General features: G+C 67.0%; 1 protein-coding gene. It reads right to left on the reverse strand.

Annotated features, from left to right (window positions below; all coding sequences use genetic code 11):
• A partial coding sequence (locus tag A2J02_RS25410) for an AMP-binding enzyme (RefSeq protein ID WP_156516388.1) occupies positions 1-576 on the reverse strand: 576 nt, incomplete at both ends.

Consider the following 576-nt stretch of genomic DNA (forward strand, 5'->3'; position numbering starts at 1 on the left):
CGGGTAGCGCTGAGCGAGTCACCGCCGAGCTCGAAGAACGAGTGCTCGCGCCCCACCTTCTCGACACCGAGGACGTCGGCGAAGGCTCCCGCCACGGTGCGTTCGGTATCGGATTGCGGTGCAACGTATTCGGTATCGACGAATGCGGTCGGGGCCGGCAACGCACGACGGTCGACCTTGCCGCTCGCAGTCATCGGCAGCGCGTCGAGAACCACGACGATGCTGGGAACCATCCAGGCGGGCAGACGGTTCCGGAGATGACCGTCCAGCTCCGCCGAGCCTCCGGTGACGTACAGAACGAGTCGGTTCTCGCGCACGACGGCCACGGCCGCGGTGACTCCCGCACACGTGGTGGCCGCGGACTCCACCTCGCCGAGTTCGAGACGACGCCCATGCAGCTGAATCTGCTGATCACTGCGGCCGAGGTACTCCATCGTGGAACCGTCGAACGACCGACGGACGATGTCTCCCGTGCGATACAACCGAGCTCCGGGTACACCCGGGTCTGCGACGAACCGCGTCGACGTCACACCCGGCTGCCCGCTGTATCCGCGGGCGAGTCCGTCGCCACCGAGA

The sequence above is a fragment of the Rhodococcus sp. EPR-147 genome (assembly GCF_001647185.1).
Lineage (GTDB): Bacteria > Actinomycetota > Actinomycetes > Mycobacteriales > Mycobacteriaceae > Rhodococcoides.